The 3,422-nt window shown below is 70.5% G+C and carries 4 protein-coding genes; 1 reads left to right on the forward strand and 3 read right to left on the reverse strand.

Annotation, left to right across the window (positions count from 1 at the left end; translation table 11 throughout):
• Positions 1-221: 221 nt before the first annotated feature.
• Both DKL51_RS07225 and DKL51_RS07230 read right to left on the reverse strand, forming a co-directional pair.
• The gene (locus DKL51_RS07225) at positions 222-1,403 is read right to left on the reverse strand and encodes an amidohydrolase family protein (protein ID WP_124811858.1); all 1,182 of its coding nucleotides are present in this window, start codon (positions 1,401-1,403) and stop codon (positions 222-224) included.
• Positions 1,400-1,993, reverse strand: coding sequence for a TetR/AcrR family transcriptional regulator (locus DKL51_RS07230; protein ID WP_260428406.1), 594 nt, complete (start codon positions 1,991-1,993; stop codon positions 1,400-1,402). Before DKL51_RS07230 ends, DKL51_RS07225 begins: the two co-directional genes overlap by 4 nt.
• Positions 1,994-2,340: 347 nt before the next feature.
• Here DKL51_RS07230 and DKL51_RS07235 point away from each other — a divergent pair, with 347 nt between their 5' ends.
• Positions 2,341-3,099: an MBL fold metallo-hydrolase gene (locus tag DKL51_RS07235; RefSeq protein WP_109945945.1), complete on the forward strand. Its 759-nt coding sequence runs from the start codon at positions 2,341-2,343 to the stop codon at positions 3,097-3,099.
• 110 nt (positions 3,100-3,209) lie between these two features.
• Here DKL51_RS07235 and DKL51_RS07240 read toward each other — a convergent pair.
• The coding region (locus DKL51_RS07240) for a tyrosine-type recombinase/integrase (RefSeq protein WP_148097741.1) at positions 3,210-3,422 on the reverse strand (213 nt) is incomplete at its 5' end.

A 3,422-nucleotide genomic window follows, 5' to 3' on the forward strand; every position in this document is an offset into this window, starting at 1 on the left:
CCTCCTCACGACCGGCGGGCGCACGGTCTGCCGCAAGACCTCGAAGGCCCGAAGAGTGGAGTGCTGACCCGCCAGCCGCTACCGGAGCCATCCTGCACCAGCAGGCTGACGGAACCCATTAGAAGAGTGTCGGAGTTCGGGAACCGTCGGCGCGGGAACGTGTCCGCGGCGGCGGTCGGCAGGTTCAGGTGGGTGTAACGAGTGCATTTGCCTGCCGGGGTTCAGTTGCCCGACTCGGCGAGTTTCAGGCAGGCCCCGCGCTTCCAGACGGCGACGAGGTTACGTGTGTCGCGGATGTCCTGGGTGGGGTCGCCGTTCACCAGTACCAGGTCGGCCCGCATGCCGGGCCGGATACGGCCGCGGTCGGTGAGTCGGAAGGCCCGGGCTGGTGCCGAGGTGGCGGCGACGAGCGCCTGGATCGGACTTAGGCCGGCTTCGACGAGCAATTCCAGCTCTGCGTGCAGCGTGGCACCGTACCCGAAGACGCCCAACGCGGCGGTGGGCAGGCCGGTGTCTGTGCCGGCGAGCACGGGGACGCCGGCCGCGGCCAGTTGGCGCAGCGCAGTAATGGCGGCGGCGTAGAGGTGGTTGCGGCTGGGATCGGCCGGTCTGATCGGGATCGGCGGCCTGCCCCGGTTGACCCGGTCAGCCAACCGGCGGTCGGCCTGCAGGTCCTCGTGTGGGCGGTGGCCGCACAGGCCGCGCAGGACGATCAGCGTCGGCACGACAAAGACGCCGTGGTCGGCGGCAAACTGGCCGAAGTCCTCGTCGACGCTGTCGCCAATGAACAGGTGCGCCAACCCGTCCACGCCAGCGGCGATGGCCTCCCGCGCCCGCGGCTCGGCGATCGTGTGCGCGACCGCGAGCACGCCCCGGGCGTGCGCGGCGTCCACCAGCGCCCGCACCGTGGCCAGGTCGAGCGGGCCGCCCTCGCGTACGTCGTAGACAATCTTGATGAAGTCGGCGCCCTCGTGTAGGCGCTCGTCCACCCACGCGTCCGCGACGGCCGGGCTGTGCACGGTCGGCAACGGGTGCCCAGCCAGTTTCTCCAGCATGTTCCCGGGCGCGGTGGCGCCGGTGCCGGCGGTTCGTAGGGCGGCGAGATGTGCCGGGTCGGCCTGCCTGAGCTGCAGCATGTGGGCGAGCGGTTCGCCACCGCTGAACATGTCCAGCGCCGTGGTGACGCCCGATTCGGCGAGTTGGCGCAGCGCCGCCTCGGGCTGCGGGGCCAGATGCACGTGTGCGTCGAAGAGCCCGGGCAGCAGCGTGCGACCCCGCCCGTCCACATCAGCTGATCCGGCAACCGCCGCAGTCACCCGGGTGATGACGCCGTCGTCGATCGCGACGTCCTGGTTCGGCAGCACGCGTTCACCGTCGAAGACCCGCACGCCGCTGATCCTCACCGAACCACCTGCCCGATCGCCTGGCGTAGCACCTCGGCCAGCGGGAGGACCCTATCCGAGTCCAGCCAGTAGCCGATGGCCACCCGCTCGGCAGCGCAGGCAGCGGCCGCGACCGCCCGAGGATGCAGGTCGAGGCGGACGTCGGTGCCGGTACGCTCCGCGATCGCCTCGGCCAGCAAGCGCTCGATCCCGGCCAGCGCGGTCAGGTACGCGCCCTGCAGCTCGGGGGCGCAGACGATGACCCGGATCTGGGCGATCCACTCCCGGCTCGGCGTCGCTTGCGCATGCTGCTCGACGAAGGCCGCGATGAGCGCCTCACCGAGCGGCTCGGCGGCGGGCCGGCCGCGCAGTGCCACGCCGATACCGGCGGCCCGGTCAATCGCGAGTGAGACGATCGCCTCCTCCTTGCTGGAGAAGTAGTTGGTGAACGTGCGCAACGACACGTCCACCGCGGCGGCGATGTCCTCCCGCCGGACGTTACCCGGTCCTCGCTCGACCGCCAGCCGCAGCGCAGCCCGCGCGAGTGCCTGCCGGGTTGTCAGCTTCTTCCTGGCCCGCAGCCCGGTCTCCACCGCCTCATCTGACTGCACGCCGCCACTGTACGCCCAAACTTGCCTGATGGGCAAACTTGCCTGTCGGGCAATGCCGACTTGGCGCGCGCCAGGACTGTGCGCCGGCAACCGTCGTCTTGTACCCATCCACGGCCGGTGGACCCAGCACCGCGCTCCGTCTCCGCTCCGTCCCGTAACCTCGGCTGAGACGCCAACGTCCGCTCATCGGCACGTCCGGACGGCAACCGGGCCAGCTCGGCGTGACGCTGCGTAGCGCGCGGATCGCGGTATGTGAGTGCGTTTCGGGGGACGCCCGCCGGTCCCGAATCCAGACCCGAAGGGCGTCGCGACTCGCGCCGGACGGAGACACCTGACAAAGTGAACCAATGCTGAATCAGGTGGCCGACGGCGTCTGGGTCCGGCAGAGCGAGTGGGTCTGGAGCAATGCCGTCGTGGTGCGCGGGGAGGATGGGTTGATCCTGGTCGATCCCGGCATCGACGGTTCCGATCTGAACCAGCTCGCCGATGACGTGGACCGGCTCGGCATTCCGGTGGTCGCCGGGTTCTCCACCCATCCCCACTGGGACCATCTGCTCTGGCATTCCCGGTTCGGCGACGTGCCGCGCTACGCCACCCCCGCCGGCGCCCACGCTGCCAGTCAAGCCCGGGAGCGGGCGCAGACGATGGCGGCGGAGAGCGCGTCGGGCATCCCTCTCGATCTGATCGGGCTCCTCTCCCCGCTGCCCGCGGACGGGGGACCCGTGCCGGGCGAGATCGTCGAGCATCAGGCGCACGCCATCGGCCACGCCGCGGTCCTCCTCGCGGACCGTGGCGTCCTGCTCGCCGGCGACATGCTCTCCGACGTCCTGATCCCGCTCCTCGACCCTCGCCGCCCCGATCAGGTAGGCGCCTACGAGACGGCACTCGACCGGCTGGGTGAGGCTGCCAGCCACATCGAAGTCCTGGTCCCCGGCCACGGGGCCGTTGCCGAGGGTCCCGAGGTGGCGGCCCGCCTCGCCGCCGATCATGCGTACATCGACGCGCTGCGGCGAGGAGAGGAACCGGTCGACGCGCGTCTGGGTCAAGACTGGCTCTCCGGCCCCCACCAGTCGAACCTGGAGCAGGCCCGACACTCATCCGGATGAACTTCGGCGTCATCGCGCTCATGCTCGCCACCCGGTGAGCCTCCGATCGGCGGCCACGAAGGCACCCTCTACTGACGACCCCTCATCGGCAGATCAGCTCGTTGTGGTCGCTACGTTCCGGAGGCCATGTAGGCGGCGAGGATGTAGTTGGGGTGCCGGTCGAGGTTCTTGCGGGCGCGGTCGTAGCGCATGGTCGTGTGCGGATCGGCGTGACGGGCGGCGATCTGCACGTCGCGCAGGCTCAGGCCAGCGTCGAGCATGGTGGTGACGAAGGTGTGGCGCAGCATGTGCGGGTGCATCCTCGGCATCCGGATCCCGGCGCT

The sequence above is a fragment of the Micromonospora globispora genome, assembly GCF_003857015.1.
GTDB lineage: Bacteria > Actinomycetota > Actinomycetes > Mycobacteriales > Micromonosporaceae > Micromonospora > Micromonospora globispora.

Coding starts and splice junctions, on each gene's coding strand:
- DKL51_RS07235 (WP_109945945.1), top strand. CDS start 2,341: ATGCTGAATCAGGTGGCCGACGGCGTCTGGGTCCGGCAGAGCGAGTGG.